Genomic DNA, 17,519 nt, shown 5'->3' on the forward strand with positions numbered 1-17,519 from the left:
GTTTCGAGTCAGAGCTCTGACCCCGGTTTGCCCAAGGCCCTTCATCTCGACGAAGGCCCCGCCGCAGTGCGCACGCTGTTCACGCATGTGCCGCCCGCCGCCGACTATTTTGTCGAGGCCCGTATCCGCGCCTTGCCCGGCCCGCCCGGCCAGTTGTACTTGCTGGGCCGGCATGTCGATGCGAACAACTGGTTCGGCGCCGGCCTGCAGATAAGCGACGCCAGCCCGACCGTCCAGGCCGATATCGTGCGCCAGCAGCATGGCAAACTGAGCCGCCTGAAACAGCTCAGGCGCGCCATCGCCAGCGAGGGCCGCTTCCTCACCGTCCGCTTCGAGATGAGTGGCGAAGCGCTCAGCGTCTACCTCAACGGTGAAAAACTGAGCACCGCCACCGTGCCCGCGTCGGCCACCCCGGGCGCGCTCGGCATCTACAGCAGCTGCAAAGGCTTCGAGCTCGACAACATCCGCGTGGGCGACCCGGCAAACAAACCGATGCGCATCGCACCGGCCGTCGCCGCCAGCAGCTTCAAGGCGCAAGCGGGCGATCCACCATCGACGCTGCCCATCAGCGCCTTTGCCGGCGACGGCCTCACGCCGGTACTGTTCACGGTCCGCTCCAGCAACCCGGCCGTGGCCAGCGCCACCGTGCGCGGCAGCAGCATCGTCGTGACGCCAAAAAAACCCGGCAGCGCCAGCCTCGTGCTCGCCAGCGTCGCCGACCCGGGCGTGCAGAACATCATCGACGCCAGCATCGCGCCCGCCTTCGCGCCGCCCGTCCACAAGGCCGACCTCGCCGGCGCCATCATCCCGCCCGCGCGCGCCGACGCGGTCCAGACCGACACCCCGCTGCGCCTGCGCTTCGACCAGCCGCCCCGCCTCGGCAGCGCCGGCTCGGTGCGCATCTACCGCCAGGCCGACCACAAGCTGGTCGATATCATCCGCCCCGGCGATGAAGTCGCGGCCATCGGCTACCCGGGCCAGGACCAGCGGCGCTACACCCGCCGCACCCGGATCACCATCGACGGCAACAGCGCCATCATCCGCCCGCACGCCCACCGCCTCGCTTACGGCAGCGCCTACTACGTGGTCGTCGAGCTGGGCGTGTTCGACAACGCCACCATCAACGGCGCCCCCTTCGCCGGCATCGGCAAGGCCGCCGGCTGGACCTTTCGCACCCGCGCCGCCGCCCCCACTGGCCGGGTCCTGAGCGTGGACGATGACGGCCCGGCCGATTTCCGCACCGTGCAGGGCGCCCTCGACCACGCCATGCAGCATGCCGGTCAGGCCACGCCGGTCATGATCGCCGTCAGGAACGGCCGCTACGACGAGATGCTGTTCATCCGCGGCAAGGACAATCTGACCATCAAGGGCGAAAGCCGCGACGGCGTCGTCATCCACAACGGCAACAACGATGGCTACAACCCCGGCTCCGGCCTCAGCCAGGGTCCGCGGTCGCCCTCCTTCACCGGCGGGCGCGCGCTACTGATGGCCGAAACGTCGGACCTGCTCACGCTCGACACGCTCACCCTCAAAAACACCACCCTGCGCTCCGACAAGATCGCGGGGCAGGCGGAAACCGTCTTCTTCAACAACGATAGCGGCCGCCTGATCGCGCGCAACGCCAGTTTTTTCAGCGAGCAGGATACGATCCAGGTGAAAGGCTATTCCTGGTTCTACCGCACCCTGATCGAGGGCAACGTCGACTTCATCTGGGGCGCGAACCGCGCGGCGCTGTTCGAGGAAAGCGAACTGCGCTCCGTCGGCGATAGCGCCAACCCGTCCAGCGGCGGCTACGTGGTGCAGGCCCGGACGGTGAACGCATCCGATCGCGGCTTCGTGTTCCTCAACAGCGCGCTGACCCACGGTCCCGGTCCGGGCCCGCTGGCCAACACGATCGCGCCCGGCGCCACCTATCTCGCGCGCAGCCCGGGCACGGCGGCCACCTGGGATAACGTGGCTTACATCAACTGTAAAATGGGCGAGCACATCGCTCCGGTCGGCTGGGCCGGCAAGGGCGTGCAGCGCTATGCGACGCGCGAGCCGGCGCCCAACCCGGCCAGCGCGACAGCAAGCAGCGGCTGGCGCGAGTTCGGCAGCACCGACCTGGACGGCAAGCCGCTCGACCTGTCGCAACGCGCCGGCGGCTATGTGCTCAGCGCCCAGGAAGCGGCGCACCTGTCCACCCGCGCGGCAGTGTTTTCCGGCTTCGATGGCGGCCGCGGATGGCATCCGGAACCTGGCCAAGCGCCGCCCTGAACGGCGTTCGTGATACGCTAGCGGCCTGTTTCCGCCGCGGCGCCTTTGCCCGTGCCCGCGGGGCCAATATTGACCAGAAATCGACCCATGCAAAAACTGAACTCAAAAGCCCAGCTCAACTGGATCCTGCTGCGCGGCCTGATCGCCTTCGCCCTCGGCGCCGGCGTGGTCATCACGCGCGAGATGGATGCCAGCGCGTGGCTGGTCGTTACCGCCGTGCCCGCCGCGCTGACCGCCTTCAACGTCTGGCGCTGGCGCCGTTCGCGCATGGCGGCCAACGACCCGGCGTTTTAAGCGCTAACGACTGACCCGGAAGTAATCCACATCGGCATGCGCCTGCGTGCCGCCGATGCTGAACAAACCCATCTGCGCGCCAACCCAGCGCCCCATGCTGGCCTTGAACGGCTGGCCGGCCTGGACGAATTTGTTGTTGTCGAGGCTGTACGAGAACGATGCCACGCCGTCCGCCATCGTCATGCGCAGCCAGGCCGCGTTGGCGTCGATCGGTAGCACCAGCTGGTCTTTTTCGGTACATGCGTTCTCGTTCCCTTCACACACGCCCAGCACCAGTTGCGAGCCGGTTCCAGCACGGCGCAGCCCCAGCCACGCATACTTCATCCCCAGCAGCACCAGCCCGGCACGATCGCCCTCGCGCGTGGCCGACAGTTCAATCCGCGTGTCGACCGTGAACGCCGGCGCCGGCAGCTTCTGCGTCAGCACCGACGCCGTCTCGCGCAGATTGGTGCCCGGCTGCGCCTGCAGGCGCAACTGGCCCGGCCGGGCCGCCAGCGAATACCACTCCGGCTTGCCATTCGCGCTCCATTGCCACTGCAGAGCCAGCGCCGTGCCTGAAAACTCGTCACCCGTCGGCGGCACCCGCAGCGCGCCCGATGCCATCGGCTTGGCATGGCGCAGGAACGGCTGGCCCACGCCGCTGGCGTCGACTTCCTCGCCGATCAGCGGCCAGCCATCCTTCCAGCGCATCGGCTGCAGGTGCACCACGCGGCCGTAGGCGCGCTTGTCCTGGAAGTGGAAGAACCAGTCGCTGCCATCCTGCGCCGTGACCCACGCGCCCTGATGCGGACCGTTGGTGCTGGACTTGCCCTGCGCCATAACGATCCTGTCCTCGTACGGCCCTGTGATGCTGCGCGAACGGAACACCGATTGCCAGCCCTCCTCGACCCCGCCGGCCGGCGCGAACACATAATAATAGCCATCCTTCTTGTAGAACTTGGGCCCTTCCAGCGTCTTGTAGTTCGGCAGCTTGTTGCCGTCGATGACGATCTGGCCGCTGGTGTCGAGCAAGCTGCGCCCGTCCGGCGCCATGCTGCGCAGGGTCAGCACGTTGTTAAAGCCGGCCCGGCTCTTGGCCCAGCCGTGCAGCAGGTACGCTTTGCCGTCGTTGTCCCACAGCGGGGTCGGGTCGATCAGGCCCTTGCCGCCGGCCAGCAGGTGCGGCGCGCTCCAAGGTCCGTTGAAGTTGGTGGCGGTGAGGACGTAGATGCCGAAGTCCGGATCGGGATAGAAAATCCAGAATTTGCCGTCATGAAAACGCAGGCACGGCGCCCACACGCCCTTGCCCGGCTGCGGCGTGGCGAAAACATTCTCCGGCACCAGCTTGGGCAGCGCGTGGCCGACCAGCTCCCAGTTGACCATGTCTGTCGATTGCAGCAGCGGCAGGCCGGGGGTGTTGCTGAAGCTCGACGAGGTCATGTAGTAGGTGTCGCCGACACGGATCGCATCCGGATCGGAATAGTCGGCGTGCAGGATCGGGTTCTGGTACTGGCCGTTGCCCAGGTCCGCCGTCCACGGCTGCTGCGGGGCGGTCGGCGTGCTCTGGCAGGCGCCCAGCGCCAGCGGCAGCGCCAGTGGAAAGATGCGCAGCGCGGCGCGGTGCAGGAGGGAACTTGTCGTCATGGTCGTTGTCTCGTTGTTGTTGGAATGGGAAGCTGGGTCGTAAGGAAGTCGGCCATGGCTTCGGCCGTGGGTGTGATCCACGGGTCGAACAGCCAGAAGGAGTGCGGCGAGCCGGGCAGCATCACCACCCTGGTCGCGACGCCGGCGGCGTGCATCTTGCCGACCATCTCGTCGCGCCCGACCGAAAAGCGCGCCTGGCCGCTACCGATGAACAGCATGGGCGGCGTGTGGCGGTCGACGTAGAAGGTGGGCGAGGCTTCGTGCCATAGCGCGGCGGCGTCGGCGTAGCTGCCGCCGAACCAGAAGCCGGCCGCCGATGGTTTTTTCTTCGGATCGTCTTCATGCGCGCGCGCGGCGGGCGAAGTGAAATCGGACAGGCCGTCAATGTTGATGACCGCCTGCGCGGCGCTCGATACGGCGCTGCCGGCGCCATCGGGATCGAACTTGCCCATGCCGTTGGTGACGCCCACAAGGCTGGCGATCTGCCCGCCGGCCGAGCCGCCGGCCACCGCGATGCGCCGCGGGTCGATGCCGTGTGCCGCGCTGTTGGCGCGCATCCAGCGCAGGGCGGCCTTGACGTCGTGGATAGCGGCCGGGTAGCGCGCCTCGTCGGCCAGGCGGTAGTCGATCACGGCGGCGGCGATGCCGCGCGCGGCCAGGCGCGCCGCCAGCGGCGCCATGTTGCTGCGCTCGCCGGAACGCCAGCCGCCGCCGTGCACCAGCACGACCGCCGCCACCGGTCCTTTATCGCGCGTCGCTTGCGGTGGCAGGAACAAGTCCAGCAGCAGCAGATGCGCGCCACGGCGGACATAGCCCATGCCGCTGATGGTGGCGATCTCCGCGTTTGTACGGGTGTCGGCGATCTGGATGAAGGGATAGGCTTCGACCAGCTTGGCGTAAGTTGCCGTCGCGTTGTAGGGAACTGGGGCCGTCAACTTTAGATCCGTCATTCCCGCGCAGGCGGGAATCCAAGGCATCGCCGAGCCGCAAACGGGCCCCGGATTCCCACCGAGTGCCGCCTTGGCGCGGGAATGACGGTCTTTAATGCCTTGGGCAGAACCACCTGCGCAACCTAAGAGCAGCACCCCGGTAAATACAACTCCCAAGCATCGAACAGCATTGCGCATCGCCGACCTTCCCAGTTCATCCACGTGTCGATAAAGTATGCCATGGGGCGGCGGAAGTGGCTAGTCCGCCTTGCGCATTTGGCCTGACCAAACTAGAATGGCCTGACCAAATAACGCTTAAAAAATCATCACTGATAACAGGGGACAATGTGAATACAGCACTTAAACGGTTTGCCGCCATCGCCGCGGTCGCGGTCATGGGAAGCCAGGCGCAAGCCGAAGGCCCGTACCGCAATCCGGACAACAAGAACCTGAGCGACCCGGGCGAAGGCACCTATCCGGTCCCGTACAAGAAGCCCACCGTGGCCGAGATCACCGCCTCGCTGCACCGCATCCGCGGCTTCATGGAAACGGCCACGCCGACGCGCGTGGTCGACAAAAAGACCGGAGCGCCCATCCTCGACTTCATGAAACCGGTCGCCACCGCCATCACCGAAGCGAGCCATTCGGACATGGGCATCATGGTCTACGAAATGGGCGTGGTCCACGCCGGCATGGTCAAGGCCCAGGAAGTGACCGGCGACAAGCGCTTCACCGACCTGACCGCGCGCCACTTCAACTTCTTCGCCGACAAACTGCCCTACTTCCGCGCCCAGGAAAAAGAATTCAAGCTCGAACGCGGCAACAGTTTTTCGCGCTTCCTCGACCCGCGCGCGCTCGACGACGCCGGCTCCATGTGCGCGGCCATGATGCGCGCGCGCGCCCTGAAAATCGGCCCGGACCTGTCGCACATCATCGCCACCTGCAGCGACTGGGTGGTCAACAAGCAGTTCCGCCTGCCGGACGGCACCATGGCGCGCGAGCGCCCGCAAGCGGTCTCGCTGTGGGCCGACGATCTGTACATGTCGGTGCCGGCCCTGGCCGAACTGGGGCGCATGACGGGCAAGCGCGTCCACTTCGACGACGCCGTCAAGAACGTGCTGCAGATGAGCGGCTACCTGTTCAACAAGCAGCAGAACCTGTACACCCACGGCTGGAACGCCAACAACCTTGATGCGCCGAATTTCTACTGGGCGCGCGCCAACGGCTGGGCGGTGATGAGCATGTCCGACCTGCTCGATGTGCTGCCGAAGGACCATCCCGGCTATCCGCAGGTGCTGGCGCAGTTGCGCACGACCCTGAAAAGCATCGGCGAGCGCCAGTCCGGCAGCGGTCTGTGGCACCAGATGCTCGACCGTAACGATTCCTACCTCGAAACCTCGGCCAGCGCAATGTTCGTCTACGTCTTCGCGCATGCCATCAACCAGGGCTGGATCAGCCCCACGACCTACGGCTCCATCGCCCAGGCCGGCTGGGCTGGCTTGTCGACCCGCATCAACGACAAGGGCCAGGTCGAAGGCACTTGCGTCGGCACCACCTTCGCCAGTGACCAGGTGTACTACTACCACCGTCCGACCAGCCCGTTCGCGCTGCACGGCTACGGCCCGACCCTGCTGGCGGGCGCCGAGATGATCAAGCTGATCAACAACCCGAACGTCGAAGTCCAGCACAAGGTGCGCACCTATCACTATATGCCCAAGGGTGCCGGCCAGACCAACTACCGCGAACATCACTGAGAGCGCCATGACCAGATCACTTGCCTCGCTTACTTTCCTGGCCCTCGCCGCCGCGGCGGCGTCCCCGCTGGCGCAGGCCGGCCCGGGGGCCACCATCACCGTCAGCCATGAGCTCGACATCGAACGGCCGTCGGAAACCATCGTCCTGCCGTGGAGCGAGATCAACCGCGCCCTGCCCGGCGCGCTGATCCAGCGCATCGCCGTCAAGGATGCGGCCGGCCGCGTCTTGCCCTACCAGGTGACCAATATCGCGCCGCTGGCCAAGGACCCGAAAAACGTCGGCATCGCGTACGGCGAGCTGATTTTCCAGCACAGCTTCGCGGCCGGTGAAAAACGCGCCATCTTCACGGTCGAGAAAATCGACACGGTGGCGCCGCCGTTTCCGGTGAAGGCCTTCGCCCGCTTCGTGCCGGAGCGGCTGGACGACTTCGCCTGGGAAAACGACAAGCTGGCGCACCGTACCTACGGCCCCGCCCTGGGCGCGCCGGCGTCCAGCCCCGGCGCCAAGGAAGTGCTGGTCACCAGCGGGCTCGATATCTGGTTCAAGCGCGTGCCGTATCCGGTCGTCGACCGCTGGTACAACAAGGGCCACGACCATTATCACAAGGATGAAGGCGAAGGCATGGACATGTACAACGTCGGCAAGACGCGCGGCGCCGGCGGTACCGGGGTGTGGGATGGCACCGTGCTGTTCACCAGCAGGAACTTCAGCGGGTGGAAAGTGCTGGCCAACGGCCCGGTCCGCGCCATCTTCGAGCTCAGCTATGACAGCTGGGACGCGGGCGGCACCGCCGTGTCCGAGGTCAAGCGCTTCACGGTCGATGCCGGGCACTATCTGGACCGCATCGACAGCACCTTCACCTTCGCCGGCAAGCCGGGCATCGAGATCGCGGTGGGCTTGAACAAGACCCCGACCGACAAGGGCCAGAATCCGACCATCAAGGTCGGCAACAAGGCCCCCGGCATCCTGATGCAGTGGGTCGAGCAGGCCAGTAATGGCGCCATGGGCACCGCCATCGTGCTGCCGTCGGCCACTGGTTTCACCGAAGACCCGCTCAATCACCTGGTGGTGGCGCCCGTCGCCTCGGGCCAGCCGCTGCGCTATTACGCGGGTGCGGCGTGGAGCCGCTCCGGCGAGATCCTCATGGGCCAGGACTGGGAACGCTACCTGGTCGCGGCAGCGGCGCGCGCCGGCAATCCGGTCAGCGTGAGCGTGGCCGCCACGCCATAAAAACCACAAAGCGGTCGGACCATAAAAAGATTCTGGTCTGACCAATTGTGCAAATTTATAAACCAGCCTAGAATTGGTCAACCGCTTAATTAACTGGCAGTACAAAGCCAGGCCACGGGGGTTGGGAGAAGCGTTGGACGTTACCTCCGTCGTCCCCGCGAAGGGCTGGCCGCCCGCGGGAATGACGGTCTTGAGGTAAATGGCTTCTACCAAGATCGGCGGCGGTAACCCGGCCGGTTGTTGGATCAGCGGCATCAAGACCGCGCGGCATCCGGCTGTATTCTCATAATGATAGGAGACAGCAGCATGCGCATCACCGACCAGACCCGCGCGCTCGGCAAATTCGCCGCGCGCCTCGTGGGCAGCACATCCGTCACAGCCATGGCGATCAGCGGGGCCTATGCCCAGACCAGCGCCGTTCCGGCCGAGCAAGCCCAGACCGTCGTCGTGACGGGCTTGCGCGCCTCGCTCGAGAGCGTCCTCAACAAGAAAAAAGAAGACTTCGGCATCGTCGATGTCATCAAGTCCGAAGACATGGGCAAGTTCCCGGACACCAACCTGGCCGAGTCCCTGCAGCGCGTCCCCGGCGTGGTCATCGACCGCGACGCCGGCGAAGGCCGCAACATCACCGTGCGCGGCCTGGGCCAGGATTTCACCCGCGTGCGCATCAACGGCGTCGAGGGCCTGGCCACCACCGGCGGCACCGACAGCTCGGGCGGCGCCAACCGCTCGCGCGGCTTCGACTTCAACGTGTTCGCCGCCGAACTGTTCAGCTCCCTCACGGTGCGCAAGAGCTCCTCGGCCGACGTCGACGAAGGCTCGCTCGGCGCCACGGTCGACCTGCAAACCATGCGCCCGTTCGACCTGAAGGGTTTCAACGCCACCGTCATGCTCAAGGGCCGCTACAACGACCTGTCCGAAAAAACCGATCCGCGCGTCGCCTTCCTGCTCTCGAACACCTTCGCCGACCGCAAGCTCGGCGTGCTGGTCTCGGGCGCCTACTCCAGGCGCCAGGTGGTCGAAGAAGGCTTCAGCACCGTGCGCTGGGATAACGGCCCCTCCTCCGGCGGCTGGTGCGCGCCGATGGGCATGGCCGCCAACCCCGCCAATTCCACCGCCACCACCTGCGGCCCGGCAGCCCAGGGCGTGGCGCGCCTGCCGAACAGCCCGGGCGCGGTAGCCGCCTACAACGCCGCCAGCAGCGCCGGCAACTTCGCCCCGCGCATTCCGCGCTATGGCCGCCTGACGCACGACCAGGACCGCCTCGGCCTGACCGCCTCGGTCCAGTGGCGCCCGGTCGCCGGCACGCGCCTGACGCTCGACATGCTGTACTCCAAGCTCGACGCCACGCGCCAGGAAGACTATCTGCAAGCGACCTCGTTCAGCCGCGGCGGCACCCAGGGCGGCAAGCCCCAGACCAGCGTCATCGACGCCGCCTACGCGCCCAACGGTGCGCTGCTGCACGGCACCTACAACGGGGTCGACATCCGCGCCGAATCGCGCTACGACGAGCTCAACACCACCTTCACCCAGCCGACCCTGACGTTCGAGCACGACCTGAACCAGACCATGCGCCTGAACGCCCGGGTCGGCCGCGCCACCTCCAAGTTCCGCAATCCGATCCAGACCACCACCACGCTCGACGCGCTCAACGTCAACGGCTACCGCATCGACTTGCGTGGCAACGACCGCCTGCCGAGCATCAATTACCCGTTCAACGTCAGCCAGCCGGGCGGTGCGCTCGGGATCGTCGGCGTGCCGCAGGTGGCCAGCGGCGCCCAGCCATCGAGCATCCCCAACACCAGCCCGAGCGAAATCCGCATGCGTCCGCAAGGCGCCAACAACCGCAACGACGTCGGCCACATCGACTTCACCTGGGACGTGGTGCCCGACAAGTTCACCCTGAAAGCCGGCGCCGACTACAAAAAGTTTGAATTCGATTCCTACGAATTCCGCCGCGTGAACCAGGGCGACACCATCTTCGCCCCGCCGGCGGGCGCATCGGCGGCCAGCCTGAGCACCCAGATCAACGGTTTCGGCAAGGGTCTCGGCATGCCGGCCGGCACACCCAGCGCCTGGGTCTTGCCCAACCTGAACGCCATCGCCCAGGCTTACGACATCTACTGCAACTGCATCAAGAGCGGCCCGGCCGGCGGCCCTGGCGACTTCACCCTGTCGTCGATCAGCAACGCCAATGCGCGCGGCAACAACCGCTCGGTCAGCGAAGAAGACAACGGCCTGTTCCTGATGGGCGAGTTCACGAGCGAGCTGGGCGGCATTGCGCTGCGCGGCAACCTGGGCGTGCGCTATGTCGAGACGCAGCACAGTTCGACCGGCTACCAGGCCGTCGGCAACGGCACCGCCGTCACGGTCGACAACGACTACCATGACGTGCTGCCGTCGTTCAACATCGCCGCCAATATCACCAAGAATTTCATCGTGCGCGGCGCCGTCGCCAAGGTGATGTCGCGGCCGCAGCTGGCCAACCTGACGCCGGGCGGCAGCGTCGCCACCACCGGCACCCTGTCGATCACCAGCGGCAATCCGATGCTGAAACCCTTCCGCGCCAAGGCGTTCGACACCAGCTTCGAGTGGTACTTCGACAAGAACGCCTTCATCGGCCTGGGCCTGTTCCAGAAGAACATCGCTACCTATATCCAGAGCATCCGCAACGATGTGAAGTTCAAGGATACGGGCTTGCCGCTGTCGCTGCTGCCGACCAACATGACGGGCGATGAAGTCTTCCAGTTCACGGCGCCGATCAATACCGAAGGCGGCAAGCTGCGCGGGCTGGAACTGAACTACCAGCAACCGTTCACTTTCCTGCCGGGCTGGGGGCGCAATTTCGGCAGCTTGCTGAACTACACCTACGTCAAGTCGAAGATGGAGTACGTGGTCTCGCCGAACAGCAACCAGACCGTCACCGACGACTTGCTGAACCTGTCGCCCAAATCGTGGAATGCCACCGTGTACTACGATGACGGCAAGCTGAGCGCACGCGTATCGACCTCGCAGCGCTCCGGTTTCGTCACGCGCGTGCCGGGCCAGAACAACAATGATGTCGAGGGCAAGAACAAGACCTTCAACGTCGATGTGTCGCTGTCGTACAAGGTCAACGAGAAGCTGGAGCTGACCCTGGAAGGCGTGAACCTGACCAACGAGGAGAACGACCAGTTCGCCAGCCGCGCCCGCAACAGCGTGGTGGTCAACAACGTGACCGGACGCGAAGTGCTGGCCGGGCTGCGTTACAAGTTTTGATCCGCCATGGCGGCGGGCGTCATTTCACCGAGAGGATGAATTGATGCCCGTCGTGCTCTTCAACGAACGCGACTTTCGCCGCGCGTGAATACAGGACCACTTCGCACATGCGCCCGGCCACCTTGGCCAGCGCTGTGCGCAAGTCGGTTTCCTGTCCATCGAACTCCGAGGATCCGAAGGCGTGGCAGGTAGTGCCGGCGCCCTTCTTGCGCATCAGCGCCAGCAGCTGGTCGGGATCGGACAGGGGCGGATCGAGCTCCTGCCTGCGGTCGTGCCGCAAGTCGCCTGCATCATGCAGCAATTCGTCGAGCAGCTGGGAGCGGCGCTTCGGCTTTTCCCATAAATAGATGTAGCGCGCCTTGCGCGACGGTTCGACGAACAGATCGATGATTTCGCGCAGTACGGGGTGATTGTTTTCCATGCTCGACAGTATAGGTGGGTTGAGCTGCAGGGTGTGAAACCGCCGGCTGCACCGGGCCAGGAAACTCATCGGGGCAGGCACCGCCCCGGCCGATGCAGCCGCTCGCACGGGCTTCGCCGCGCAGTGCTGTTGGCTCCAGGAAGAAGCACTCCGCAGCAGAAAAAGAGAGCGATAACTGCCATCCGGATCCTGTGAGCGCAACCAGAGACACCCTGGCCGGCGCCAGATTAGCGGACGGCCATCCAGTCAAGGGACCGCGAACCGTATCTTGCTACCGCGGCGCCAGGCACCCGTACACCGGCCCGGTCTTCGCACGGTTGACGCTGGCGGCGAGCCCGGCGATACTCGCTGGTTCTCGATTGCCGAGCCGCCAATGCACGCCTGCATCGGTCCTTCTGTCAATACCCTGGAGCCCACATGCCCCCTGCCTCTGTTCCCATGATCACCAACGATGCCGTCATCCTCGGCATGCTCGCCGTCATCCTCGGCACCGTGATGTGGACTGCTTCGCGTCAGGAGGGCTTCTGGAAAAAATTCTACAGTTACGTGCCGGCCCTGCTGCTGTGCTACCTGATACCGTCGCTGCTGAACACCCTCGGCGTGATCGATGGCGCAACGTCGAAGCTGTACCCGATGGCGCGCGACTACCTGCTGCCCAGCTCCCTTGTGCTGCTGTGCGTGGCGATCGACTTCAAGGCCATCGTCCGGCTGGGGCCGAAAGCGATCATCATGTTCCTGACGGGGACGGTGGGCGTCATGCTCGGCGCCATCGTGTCGTTCGAGGCGATGCGCCTGATCCACCCTGACACCGTGGCCGGGGACACCTGGCGCGGCATGACCACCGTGGCCGGTGCCTGGATCGGCGGCGGCGCCAACCAGGCCGCCATGCGCGAGGTGTTCAATGTGGACGCGACCCTGTTCGGCCAGTTCGTCGCCGTCGATGTGCTGGTGGGTAATCTGTGGACCGCGATCCTGCTGTTTCTCGCCAGCCGCGCCGCCGTGTTCGACCGCTGGACCGGCGCCGACCTGACTGCGCTTAACCGCTTGCGAGACAGCATCGAGCAATACCAGGCGCAGCATGCCCGCATCCCGACCCTGACAGACATCATGGTGATTCTTGCCATCGGCTTCGGCGCCACCGGGCTGTCCCATTTCCTGTCGCAACTGCTGGTCGGCTGGATCGCCACCCTGCCTGCCGAATGGCGTTTGCAGGACTACAGCCTGACCTCCGGCTTTTTCTGGATCGTCGTGATCGCCACGACCATCGGCCTGCTGCTCAGTTTCACCAAGGCCCGCACGTATGAAGGAGCGGGCGCCTCGCGGATCGGCTCGGTGATGCTGTATGTGCTGGTCGCCACGATCGGCATGCAGATGGACCTGGCCGCCCTGCTCGAGCGCCCCTGGCTGTTCCTGCTGGGCTTCATCTGGATCTTCTTCCACGGTGGCTTGATGATCCTGATGGCCAAGCTGATCAAGGCGCCACTGTTCATGATGGCGGTCGGGTCGCAGGCCAACATTGGGGCCGCGGCATCGGCCCCGGTGGTTGCCAGCGCCTTCCACCCTGCCCTGGCGCCGGTCGGCGTGCTGCTCGCCGTGCTGGGCTATGCGCTGGGGACCTACGGCGCGTACATCACAGGCATCGCCCTGCGCGCGCTCGCAGCGGGCTAAGGCACTCTCAACCCCTGCTGCCGGCGCTGCGCTCTGGCCCCGGTGAGGAAATTATTCCCGCCGGGTCCAGCGCAGCGCCAGGGCGCCGTGCGTGATGCGGCCGCGCTCGGCCTTGAAGCGCCAGTGCCGTCCGCCGGTCTGTCCCGGCGCGGCGGGGCCGTCTTCCCACACAATTTCCACCCAGCCTTCGAGTTCGAGCACGGCGCCGCTGGCGTCATCGATGAACAGCAGCGCCGCGCGCGGGTCGAGCAGCAAATTGCCCAGGGTGTTGAAGAACCGGTTGCCGCCGAAATCGGGCACGATCAAGGTGTCGCCTTCGATCCGCACGAAACCCATCGGTCCGCCACGGTGCGAGACGTCGACCCCGTGCACCCCGCCGCTGGTGGCGATGAAGAAGGTCTCTGCGCGCGCGATCATGGCGCGCTCGTCGAGCCCGTCGAACTCGCGCACCACCGCCGGCACAGCCGCTACCGCATGCACGTCGCGCACCACGATGTGCTGCGGGCAGTTGCCGAAACTCTCGCGCACATCGATCAGCAGCTCGCCCGCGCCCACGCTGCGCACCACGCCATTGGCGCGGTTGCGCCGGCGCGTAGCGAAGTCGAGCCCCAGTAGCCCGAGCGCCTGCCCGGCCTGCATGCCGCTCTCGTCCGCCGCGATGCGCAGGGTGGCCGGATCGGGACTGTCGATGAAGCCGGGCGCACCGCTGAAAACCCGTGCGCGCGGCTGGCCATCGGCGCCGACTGTGCCCGCCAGCACGAAGGGCAGCGCCGCGAAGAAATCGCGGTGCTGGTCCGGCATGAACGCGCGGATGCCGTTGCCGGAACTGCTCACGCCAGCGAGCGCCTGCGCCCTGAGCTCGCCTTCGTGGAACGGCGTGTTCATGCGGCGGCCGGCAGCGGTGACGCGGGCAGGGCCACGAACCCCGGCAAGGCTTCGATGCGCGCCAGCCAGGCGCGCAGCGCGGGATACGGCGCCAGCGCGATGCCGCCTTCCGGCGCGTGCGCCACGTAGCTGTAGCAGGCCAGGTCGGCCAGCGTGGCATGCCCGGCTGCCAGGAAACTGCGCGCTGCCAGATGCTGGTCCATGAAGGCCAGCAGGCGCTGCGCCACGGCACCTGTCTGGACCAGGTCGGCCGGGACGTTCCACAGCGCGTTGGCGCGCGCCTTGGCCGGACCAAAAGCCAGCTCGCCGGCGGCAATCGACAGCCAGCGCTGCACGGCGGCGGCGCCGACGGCGTCCTCGGGCAGCCAGTCGCTGCCGGGCGCGTAGCGCTTGGCCAGGTAGACCAGGATCGCATTGCTGTCGTTGATGACCAGTTCGCCATCTTGCAGCACCGGGATCTGTCCGAGCGGATTGAGCGCGCGGAAGGCGGCGCTGTCGCGCACCTCGGCCGGCGCCGGCACGAACGTGAACGGCAGATCGAGCATGCGCAGCAACAGCTCGACACGGTGCACATGGCCCGACACCGTCAGGCCGTGGAGGATCAGGGAAGTGGTTTGCATGGCGTCTCGATTCAAGAATGGATAAGGAAATGCATGCTATCCCTTGCACGGCTTAACGAGAATAGTGATAAATTGAAAATGATTATTTCAATTGATGGAAGAATGTATGGACCGGTTTGATGAATTGCAGATTTTCGTGGCGATCCTCGACGCGGGCAGCCTGAGCGGCGCGGCACGGCGCCTGCGCCGCTCGGCTCCGGCCGTCACGCGCGCGCTGGCCGCGCTGGAAGAGCGGGTCGGCGCGCGCCTGGTCGAGCGCACCACGCGCCGCCTGGCCGCCACCGAAGCGGGCCTGCGCCTGGCCGAGATGGCGCGCCGCGTGCTGGCCGACTACGACGACGCCGTGCGCGAGGATGACAATGGGCCCCTGCGCGGGCGCCTGCGCATCACCGTGCCGGCCGTGTTCGGGCGGCGCCATGTGGCCCCGGCCATGATCGACTTCCTCGACCTGCATCCGGCTTTGCAGGTCGAGCTGGTGTTCAACGACCGCAACCTGGACATGATCGAACACGGGCTCGACCTGGCGGTGCGCATCGGTCCCCTGCCCGATACCGGCATGATGGCGCGCCAGGTGGGCCAGGTGCGGCGCATGCTGGTGGCCAGCCCGGCCTACCTGGCGCGGCGCGGCACGCCATCCAGCCCGCGCGAACTCGACGCGCACGACATCATCTTTTCCGAGCAGCGCACAGCCACCGAGTGGCGTTTCCTGGAGGCCGGGCGCGCCGATGGACGCGAATTCGCGGTGCGGCTGGCGCCGCGCCTGATCGTCAACGAAATCGATACCATGCTGCTGGCGGTGCAGGCCGGGCGCGGCATCGGCCGCCCATTGTCGTACCAGGTGACCGAACAGCTCGCCGCCGGCACCCTGGTGCGTCTGCTGCCCGACAGCGAACCGGCGCCGCTGCCGGTGCAGCTGCTGGTGCCGAGCGCGCGCCACATGGCGCCGCGTTTGCGCGCCTGCATCGATTTCCTGGCGCCCCATCTGGCCGCCCTGCCGGTGCTGCAGCCGGTCGCCCCCGCCAAAAACGCTTGACGCCGCGCCCGACCTTCGGCATCATGCAAACCTACTAGTTGGTAGGCAAGCGGAGGCGAGATGGTAAAACGATTTTCGACATTGTCGGCCTCGGCCGAGCGGGTGGTCGACGCCGCCCAGCGGCTGATCCAGCAGTACGGCTATAACGGCTTTTCGTACGATGACATCGCGCGCGAAATCGACATCAGGAAGCCCAGCATTCATCACCATTTCCGCACCAAGGCCGATCTGGTGCACACCATCGTGCAGCGCTATGGCGACCGGTTCGCCACCCTGCTGCGCGCCATCGACGACACGGGCGAGGACGCGCCCGCGCGGCTGGCCCGCTACGGCGAGCTGTTCGCGGCCACTTACCAGCAGGACCGGCGCCTGTGCGTGTGCGGCATCCTGGGCGCGGAAGCGGCGGCCATGTCGCCCGAGGTCGCGCTTGAAGTGCGCGATTTTTTCCAGATGAACCTGGACTGGCTGGGCAAGACCATCCTTGAGGGCGAACGCGCCGGCTTGCTGCGCGTGCGCGGCAGTGCCGAGGCGCAAGCCTACGGGCTGCTCAGCGCGCTGGAAGGGGCGATGATGGTCGGGCGCGGCTTCGGCAGCGACCACAGCCCGGCCCTCGCCGGCACCACCTACGTATCGAACATGCTGGCTTGAACCGGCATCACCGCTGCCGGCATCGACCGGCATTTTTTTGGCAACATCAACCTACCAACTAGTTGGTATAGAAAGGTATTTCATGAACACCGCATTTGCAGGACAAACTCTTCTCGCCATCGGCGGCAACAGCGGCATGGGCCTGGCCTCGGCCCGTCTGGTGGTGCGCGGTGGTGCTGCTCGGGCGCGACGCCGCCAAGAACGCGCGCGCCGCCGACGAACTCGACGCCCCCGGCCGCGTGCATACCCTGGCCGGCGACATCGGCAACGAGGCCGACCTGGCGCGCCTGCGCCAGCAGCTGGCCGCCGACCATCCGCACATCAACCTGATCCTGAACGCCGCCGGCATCTTCTTCCCCAAGCCATTCCTGGAGCACAGCGCGTCCGACTACGACCAGTACCAGGCGATCAACCGCGGTATTTTCTTCCTGACCCAGTCGGTGGTGGCGTCCATGGTGGCGCGCGGCGCGCCGGGCGCGATCGTCAACATCGGCTCGATGTGGGCGCGCCAGGCGGTGGCCGCCACGCCGTCGTCGGCCTATTCGATGGCCAAGGCGGGCATCCACGCGCTGACCCAGCACCTGGCGATGGAACTGGCGCCGCATCAAATCCGCGTCAACGCCGTCTCGCCGGCCGTGGTCGATACGCCGGTGTACGAAGGCTTCATTCCCAAGGACCAGGTGGCGGCCGCGCTGCAGGGCTTTAACGGCTTCCATCCGATCGGCCGCATCGGCACGGCGCAGGATATCGCTCACACGGTCGCTTTCCTGCTGTCGAACGAGGCGGCCTGGGTCACCGGCGCGGTATGGGATGTGGATGGCGGCGTGATGGCGGGACGCAACTGACGGCCAGCGGCGGCGAATCGTGCCACGCTTGCCAAAGGGGCATCGATCCGGGAT

General features: G+C 66.2%; 13 protein-coding genes and 1 pseudogene. 9 read left to right on the forward strand and 5 right to left on the reverse strand.

The features are described from left to right. Positions 1–27: 27 nt before the first annotated feature. The gene (locus RBA40_RS31480; protein ID WP_306652679.1) at positions 28–2,256 is read left to right on the forward strand and encodes a pectinesterase family protein; all 2,229 of its coding nucleotides are present in this window, start codon (positions 28–30) and stop codon (positions 2,254–2,256) included. Positions 2,257–2,343: 87 nt separating this feature from the next. Beyond that, entirely contained in the window at positions 2,344–2,550 is a 207-nt protein-coding gene (locus RBA40_RS31485) for a hypothetical protein (RefSeq protein WP_306652680.1), read from the forward strand. A gap of 3 nt (positions 2,551–2,553) precedes the next feature. Here the strand turns inward: RBA40_RS31485 and RBA40_RS31490 are convergent, their stop codons facing one another. Both RBA40_RS31490 and RBA40_RS31495 read right to left on the reverse strand, forming a co-directional pair. After that, on the reverse strand, positions 2,554–4,173 hold the full coding sequence (locus tag RBA40_RS31490; RefSeq protein ID WP_306652682.1) for a glycoside hydrolase family 43 protein: 1,620 nt from the start codon (positions 4,171–4,173) through the stop codon (positions 2,554–2,556). Next, positions 4,170–5,108, reverse strand: coding sequence for an alpha/beta hydrolase (locus RBA40_RS31495; RefSeq protein ID WP_306652684.1), 939 nt, complete (start codon positions 5,106–5,108; stop codon positions 4,170–4,172). The genes RBA40_RS31490 and RBA40_RS31495 overlap by 4 nt, the downstream gene beginning before the upstream one ends. 341 nt (positions 5,109–5,449) lie before the next feature. On the opposite strand from RBA40_RS31495, the gene RBA40_RS31500 reads away from it, so the two are divergent. From RBA40_RS31500 to RBA40_RS31510, 3 genes are all read left to right on the forward strand, one after another. After that, the gene (locus RBA40_RS31500; RefSeq protein ID WP_306652686.1) at positions 5,450–6,856 is read left to right on the forward strand and encodes a glycoside hydrolase family 88/105 protein; all 1,407 of its coding nucleotides are present in this window, start codon (positions 5,450–5,452) and stop codon (positions 6,854–6,856) included. Between the two features lie 7 nt (positions 6,857–6,863). Then, positions 6,864–8,087, forward strand: a complete 1,224-nt coding sequence (locus RBA40_RS31505; protein WP_306652688.1) for a DUF4861 family protein — start codon at positions 6,864–6,866, stop codon at positions 8,085–8,087. 306 nt (positions 8,088–8,393) lie between these two features. After that, complete coding sequence (locus RBA40_RS31510; RefSeq protein WP_306652690.1) at positions 8,394–11,345, forward strand: TonB-dependent receptor; 2,952 nt, start codon at positions 8,394–8,396, stop codon at positions 11,343–11,345. Between the two features lie 19 nt (positions 11,346–11,364). Here the strand turns inward: RBA40_RS31510 and RBA40_RS31515 are convergent, their stop codons facing one another. After that, positions 11,365–11,766 (reverse strand): hypothetical protein, encoded by a 402-nt coding sequence (locus tag RBA40_RS31515; protein WP_306652692.1) that lies wholly within the window; start codon positions 11,764–11,766, stop codon positions 11,365–11,367. 417 nt (positions 11,767–12,183) lie between these two features. Between RBA40_RS31515 and RBA40_RS31520 the strand changes: the two genes are divergently transcribed. Beyond that, entirely contained in the window at positions 12,184–13,434 is a 1,251-nt protein-coding gene (locus tag RBA40_RS31520) for a DUF819 family protein (protein ID WP_306652694.1), read from the forward strand. A 51-nt stretch (positions 13,435–13,485) separates the two neighbouring features. Here RBA40_RS31520 and RBA40_RS31525 read toward each other — a convergent pair whose 3' ends face one another. Both RBA40_RS31525 and RBA40_RS31530 read right to left on the reverse strand, forming a co-directional pair. Next, the gene (locus RBA40_RS31525; protein ID WP_306652696.1) at positions 13,486–14,319 is read right to left on the reverse strand and encodes a pyridoxamine 5'-phosphate oxidase family protein; all 834 of its coding nucleotides are present in this window, start codon (positions 14,317–14,319) and stop codon (positions 13,486–13,488) included. Further along, a complete protein-coding gene (locus tag RBA40_RS31530; protein WP_306652698.1) occupies positions 14,316–14,939 on the reverse strand; it encodes a glutathione S-transferase family protein in 624 nt (207 codons plus the stop codon). The genes RBA40_RS31525 and RBA40_RS31530 overlap by 4 nt, the downstream gene beginning before the upstream one ends. 106 nt (positions 14,940–15,045) lie before the next feature. Here RBA40_RS31530 and RBA40_RS31535 point away from each other — a divergent pair, with 106 nt between their 5' ends. From RBA40_RS31535 to RBA40_RS31545, 3 genes and pseudogenes are all read left to right on the forward strand, one after another. Beyond that, positions 15,046–15,972 (forward strand): LysR family transcriptional regulator, encoded by a 927-nt coding sequence (locus RBA40_RS31535; RefSeq protein WP_306652700.1) that lies wholly within the window; start codon positions 15,046–15,048, stop codon positions 15,970–15,972. Between the two features lie 60 nt (positions 15,973–16,032). After that, positions 16,033–16,620 carry a TetR/AcrR family transcriptional regulator gene (locus RBA40_RS31540; protein WP_306652701.1) on the forward strand — a complete coding sequence of 196 codons (588 nt, stop codon included), beginning with the start codon at positions 16,033–16,035 and terminating at the stop codon, positions 16,618–16,620. Positions 16,621–16,702: 82 nt separating this feature from the next. Continuing rightward, a pseudogene (locus RBA40_RS31545) lies at positions 16,703–17,465 on the forward strand (SDR family NAD(P)-dependent oxidoreductase). The last annotated feature ends 54 nt before the right edge of the window (positions 17,466–17,519 follow it).

The organism is Massilia pseudoviolaceinigra, from assembly GCF_030846505.1.
GTDB classification, from domain to species: Bacteria; Pseudomonadota; Gammaproteobacteria; order Burkholderiales; family Burkholderiaceae_D; genus Telluria_A; species Telluria_A violaceinigra.

Bases quoted from the DNA above. Each gene is read 5' to 3' on its own strand.
- RBA40_RS31540 (WP_306652701.1), top strand. From the start codon at position 16,033: ATGGTAAAACGATTTTCGACATTGTCGGCCTCGGCCGAGCGGGTGGTC.
- RBA40_RS31490 (WP_306652682.1), bottom strand. From the start codon at position 4,173: ATGACGACAAGTTCCCTCCTGCACCGCGCCGCGCTGCGCATCTTTCCA.
- RBA40_RS31535 (WP_306652700.1), top strand. From the start codon at position 15,046: ATGGACCGGTTTGATGAATTGCAGATTTTCGTGGCGATCCTCGACGCG.
- RBA40_RS31515 (WP_306652692.1), bottom strand. From the start codon at position 11,766: ATGGAAAACAATCACCCCGTACTGCGCGAAATCATCGATCTGTTCGTC.
- RBA40_RS31510 (WP_306652690.1), top strand. From the start codon at position 8,394: ATGCGCATCACCGACCAGACCCGCGCGCTCGGCAAATTCGCCGCGCGC.
- RBA40_RS31520 (WP_306652694.1), top strand. From the start codon at position 12,184: ATGCCCCCTGCCTCTGTTCCCATGATCACCAACGATGCCGTCATCCTC.
- RBA40_RS31505 (WP_306652688.1), top strand. From the start codon at position 6,864: ATGACCAGATCACTTGCCTCGCTTACTTTCCTGGCCCTCGCCGCCGCG.
- RBA40_RS31530 (WP_306652698.1), bottom strand. From the start codon at position 14,939: ATGCAAACCACTTCCCTGATCCTCCACGGCCTGACGGTGTCGGGCCAT.
- RBA40_RS31485 (WP_306652680.1), top strand. From the start codon at position 2,344: ATGCAAAAACTGAACTCAAAAGCCCAGCTCAACTGGATCCTGCTGCGC.
- RBA40_RS31525 (WP_306652696.1), bottom strand. From the start codon at position 14,319: ATGAACACGCCGTTCCACGAAGGCGAGCTCAGGGCGCAGGCGCTCGCT.